This is a genomic window from Priestia koreensis, from assembly GCF_001274935.1.
In the GTDB taxonomy this organism is placed as follows: Bacteria; Bacillota; Bacilli; order Bacillales; family Bacillaceae_H; genus Bacillus_AG; species Bacillus_AG koreensis.
In genome coordinates this window covers 1-4,748 of record NZ_LILC01000018.1, presented here as the reverse complement: position 1 = coordinate 4,748, position 4,748 = coordinate 1, and the positions used below count along the sequence as shown (strand labels likewise).

The following is a 4,748-nucleotide window of genomic DNA, read 5'->3' as shown; positions in this document are numbered from 1 at the left end:
AGAACACCATGTATATTTAACTGCTGATTACGTTCTAGAAGTGTTGAGTGAATATGAACCAACTGTTACGATTGAATCCAAATAGGAGCAGCGCATTAAATCATATTTTGAGAAAAAAACCCTCGTCTTCGTGTGAGATAGCGCGCAATGTTATGTAAGAAGGATTTCACCTGTCTAAAACATTGTGTGTCCTAAATAATTTTTTCAAATCCGTTCTTGGATGGATAAGGAAGAGTAGAACCATATTTGAAAAAGTACCGAGAAGGAATTAACATCGCGCTATAAAGGAGCATGATGTTCAGAAGACACAAAGTCGAGATCTCACAAATATTCAAAAAGGTGTAAGAGTGAGGGGAAAGAAATTACCTCTTTTTAATCAATGGCCCTATTGAATACAAAGAAAGCCACTTTTTACAAATTAATGCGGGAGTATAATAAGAGTAAATGCACGCTTAGTACATAAGTAAATCATCTTCCAAAAGTCGTCAAATGACGACTTTTTTTATTGATTCCACGTCCGATAGTGTTTCTATCTGTTAATTCTTACTAGATTATTGGTATAGAGAAAAAATTACTTTTCATAGATGAGTAAAAGAAGATAAATTGAATTTAAAAATAAGCCAATAGTGAAAATAAATGAGTATTTTTACGTGCGTTGTCTGTGTTTATAGGGATAATTTAACAAAGGGATAAACTTACAAAAGGCTCAATGACCTATTGGGATACGAAAACAGCCCCTTTATAATGGTAAGTAGAGGAAAATGTCTCACTCTAGTGAGCCTAAAGTTTAGATAAAGTGGGGTGTACAATGGGTAAAGTATACGAAGCGCATACGCTTTTGTACGCTGCTAGGGAGCGTGAAGAAGCGTATAAATCGCTGTATGGACAGCTCAAAGTGTTGAAAAAAGCTCTTCATTCTGTAGCCACACTCGATGATGATTTTAAGGGAAAAGGAGCGGACAAGATCAAGCATTTTTACCAAGCGCACGTTGATATCGTAACGCATTGGAAAAGTCTTGTTTCATCGCATCAAGCTTATTTTGCTAGTATTGGAGACTATGTGGAGCAAGCTAAGCTTGAAGGAGCCCTTTTTATTGATGTCTCGTTTTTAGAGCACGATCTAGCTGTAGGCAATCATCACTCGCTACAGATGATTACACAGCAAAAAGAAGAATTAGCAACGATTTTACATAGAATTGACGATATTATGCATCTTACCCCTTTTTCAGAAAAAGCATTTGAAAAAGACATAGAGGCAGCTGAAAAGAAACGAATGGCCACGATTCATGCCGTGGAGGGATTAGACGATCAGCTTTCAAGTGAGTATAAGATGTTAGCCATCTTTTTTGAGTCTGTTCAATCCAGCATAAGTCGTTTGCAAGAAATGACGTCGAGTGGAAGCCCCGCTTATCAACTCTATTTTGATGCAAAAGCGTATCAAAATAGCGATGCATATAAAGCGCAAAAAGAGATTGATCAAATGGCTTCTGGTTACGTTCAAGATAAAAAGGAACAAAAGCAACGAATTAGCGATCAAAAAGCTGCCATCAAAGCTGAAAAACAGCGGAAAATGCAAGCAAACAAACCGTGGTATGAAAAGGCGGGCGATTTAGCGGGCGAATTTAGTGGTTATTATGATTATAAGCGGGCAGTAGATGGGGTAGATCCTGTTACCAATACAAAGCTTTCGGCCATGAAATGAACCGCATCTGGCGCGATGGCTGCTGCTGGATTTATCCCGTTTGTCGGATGGGCGGGACGAGCGATAAAGGGCGGGAATGTTGCCTATAAAGCGACCAAAGGGATTCATGTAGCCCAGCATTCATTGGCTCTTTATCAAACTCCGAAATCATTTAAAGTTCTGCAAGAGACAGAAAAAGGCATCTATGGATTTTTATTGTCCAATGGCATGTACGAATATACGATGGGTAAAGGTGTACTGGGGAACAAGCTGACGGATGAAGAACGACAAGCTAGCTTATTTCAATCAACAACCGGTCTGTTAGGAGTGGGGATTACCGTTAAGGGTGCAGCAGGCATTGCAGATGATCTTAATCAAGCAGCGGATATGGCTCGCTCGTTACAACAGAAAGGTCAGTATAAGGTGAAAGAGTTCTTGTTTAATAATGCAGGGTTAGCTCCCCAACGAGCACTTGCTTTTGTGGAACAAGGAAGAAGTATCAATACCCTAAGTAATCAATACCGAGAAGATGTTTCCACTGAGCTCTACCACTCTACGATGATGTTAATGTCTAGAAGTAACGGATCTCAAAGACCTATTACAGGACATACAGTAGAACATGTTTTCCATGGGCAGGTCAATCGTCATGGAAGAGCAGTAGGGTATCATCATGAAAGTATGATGGGTGGAGGAGAAATTTTATCAATAACCCATCCCCCAGATTCTAGAGGGATTTATCAAGCAGAAATTGCTGTAAATTCGCTCCGTAAGAGATTTGATTCAACTTTTTTTCCAAAAGATTGGGATCGAGTACAGGTTCTGAATGCGATTAATGAAGCATATGAAAATAAGCGAATGATAAGGAATAGGCACGGGGATATTTTCTATGTAGGAACTACTTCCGATGGATTAAAAATTAAAATGTATTTAGATGAAGGTGAAAAAATTAGCACAGCTTTTCCCTTAATAGAACGTGGAGGAAGATAACAATGAAGTATAAAGTTGAAATTTATGAAGATGAAGATCTAGGTGGTTTAATGATTGATGTACCAGAGGAAATTTCTTTGTTGTTTCATTTGGTATTATCGGATATACAAGAAGTAAAATCAGGAATACGCCTAGATTTGGTGAATAAAGTTCTTTCAAAAGAATCCTCTTATGAAGAAATTACAGGAAATTCCTGTACCATGGAGATAAATTATGACATGACCAAAATTATATTTGAGTTTGCTACAGAAGGGTCACCAGATCATTGCCTTATTGAAACCGAGGAACTGAAAAAGATTTTCATGCTCTGGGACGAAGCGATTGAAAAGAAGTATGGAGAAAGTAACTGATATTGTTAGAATGAGACAATTTTAACGTACAGCTTATGGATTTTATAGCAATTAGCTTAAATTAATAATAATTCACAGAGGCTTCATAGTAATACTAAATAGAGGATGTTCGTATGGTAGTGTACGAACATCCTTTTTTATAAGGATGCTTTAAATTATTAGTATGCGCGTGCTTTTTTGGAACAAGGAAGAAGTATCGATACACCAAGTAATTTATATAGGGTAGATGTTTCCGCTAACCACTATCACTTATTGTATTCTTAGATAGATTAAACGCTCACTCTTATAAATGAAAAAAGAAGTACTATAGAAGCCGTTTAGAATGCAAAAAAAGCTTTTATAGGTACTTCTCTTTCTATTGCATATGTAGTTTTATAAAAGATGGTTTGTCTTACTTATATAAGATTAACCCTCTAATCATTTCATACAAATAATCTTTCCACGTACGCTGTTTCTTCTTCATTTATTGTTCTCATTTTGCGGTTTTAAAGATAAGATGGCACCAAAATATTGTGAAGCAGTCGTGAAGCAAATAAAAGCGCATAGCTCGCTAATTTCTTGCTCGTTAAACGTATCTTTTAGTATAGTGAAAATAGAATCTTCTATTTGCCCTCTTTGTTTGAGAAACACCTCTGCAAACCCCACAGCAATAGCCGTTTTTTCATCATATGATTGAGGATCTGGCTTCCCTTTGGCTTTACAATATTCGCAACCATTCTGTTGAGCTAAAACCCTTCTCACTTGCTCTTTTAATGCGGCTGATAAGCAGCCGTCTCCCTCTAAGTTTGTTCCTAATGAGTTCCATGCCTCCATAATAGATGGATTATGCCCTAATAGTTGTTGGAAGGGGGTATCCCCGTTCATAGAAAAAGAAATTCTTGGCATATCGTCACCAACCTTTCTATTTAAGTATAAAGTGAAAAAATCCCTTTTTGTATTCCGCATGCATTGTTATTTCATATAAAACGTTTCAAATGTAATTAAAAATGCAAGAAACTTTTACGATTGAAATTTAGTTATTGTGTGGGAAAAGATTGAACAACATGCCCATATAAATTGAAGTTTTGCATCTATTCTACTGGATATTGAACTACCCGCCACTTACCACCCTTACGGGTCGCTTGAAGTGGGGGATTCCTGGGTCATTACCCCTGTTGGAGTAAACATTATCAGGCTAGCCCCGTCGTACCGACGGTTTGGTTCTTCTATTTAGGAGGCAGAAGAACCAAAAAGTAAGAGTCTTTTGCCTTCGGCAAGAATATTGAGACTGGCATTAAAATCTCGATCGTGATGGGTGTGACACGAAACACACGTCCATTTGCGGAGATTCAGTTGTTTCACTTCTTTATTTTTCGTTCCACACGCGGAACAAAGTTGAGATGACGCAAACGTTTTCCCAACCGCAATCACTGTTCGGCCATACCACGCAGCTTTGTATTCGAGCATTGTGCGAAATTCATACCACGATACCTCACTAATTCTTTTTGCATTTTGATGATTCTTTAACAAGGATTGGATTTGTAAGTCTTCAATCGCCAACACATCGTGGTTTTTGATGAGGTTGGTCGTGAGCTTATGCAGAAAATCCGTTCGAGTATTCGTAATTTTTTCGTGAATACGGGCTACTTTTTGTTTTTGCTTGCGCCAATTGGCTGAACCGATGGTTCGTCGTGATAAGATTCGTTGGGCATCTTGAAGTTTTTTCTCCCATTTTCGCAGAAAACGCGGGT

General features: G+C 38.0%; 5 protein-coding genes. 3 read left to right on the top strand and 2 right to left on the bottom strand.

Annotated elements, in window-relative coordinates; translation table 11 throughout:
• Nucleotides 1-808 precede the first annotated feature (808 nt).
• The 3 genes from AMD01_RS13870 to AMD01_RS13860 are packed head-to-tail and all read left to right on the top strand — an operon-like array spanning nucleotide 809 to nucleotide 3,018.
• The gene (locus AMD01_RS13870; protein ID WP_053402029.1) at nucleotides 809-1,702 is read left to right on the top strand and encodes a T7SS effector LXG polymorphic toxin; all 894 of its coding nucleotides are present in this window, start codon (nucleotides 809-811) and stop codon (nucleotides 1,700-1,702) included.
• Between the two features lie 15 nt (nucleotides 1,703-1,717).
• Nucleotides 1,718-2,668, top strand: a complete 951-nt coding sequence (locus tag AMD01_RS13865) for an EndoU domain-containing protein (RefSeq protein WP_053402028.1) — start codon at nucleotides 1,718-1,720, stop codon at nucleotides 2,666-2,668.
• Nucleotides 2,669-2,670: 2 nt separating this feature from the next.
• A complete protein-coding gene (locus AMD01_RS13860; RefSeq protein WP_053402027.1) occupies nucleotides 2,671-3,018 on the top strand; it encodes a hypothetical protein in 348 nt (115 codons plus the stop codon).
• Between the two features lie 459 nt (nucleotides 3,019-3,477).
• On the opposite strand, the gene AMD01_RS13855 is transcribed toward AMD01_RS13860, so the two are convergent.
• Together AMD01_RS13855 and AMD01_RS13850 are read right to left on the bottom strand one after the other, a co-directional pair.
• The gene (locus tag AMD01_RS13855) at nucleotides 3,478-3,903 is read right to left on the bottom strand and encodes a carboxymuconolactone decarboxylase family protein (RefSeq protein WP_053402026.1); all 426 of its coding nucleotides are present in this window, start codon (nucleotides 3,901-3,903) and stop codon (nucleotides 3,478-3,480) included.
• Between the two features lie 324 nt (nucleotides 3,904-4,227).
• Nucleotides 4,228-4,748 (bottom strand): RNA-guided endonuclease TnpB family protein (locus AMD01_RS13850; protein ID WP_157052740.1); only part of this gene is annotated, 521 nt, incomplete at its 5' end.

Coding starts and splice junctions, on each gene's coding strand:
- AMD01_RS13870 (WP_053402029.1), top strand. CDS start 809: ATGGGTAAAGTATACGAAGCGCATACGCTTTTGTACGCTGCTAGGGAG.
- AMD01_RS13865 (WP_053402028.1), top strand. CDS start 1,718: ATGGCTGCTGCTGGATTTATCCCGTTTGTCGGATGGGCGGGACGAGCG.
- AMD01_RS13860 (WP_053402027.1), top strand. CDS start 2,671: ATGAAGTATAAAGTTGAAATTTATGAAGATGAAGATCTAGGTGGTTTA.
- AMD01_RS13855 (WP_053402026.1), bottom strand. CDS start 3,903: ATGCCAAGAATTTCTTTTTCTATGAACGGGGATACCCCCTTCCAACAA.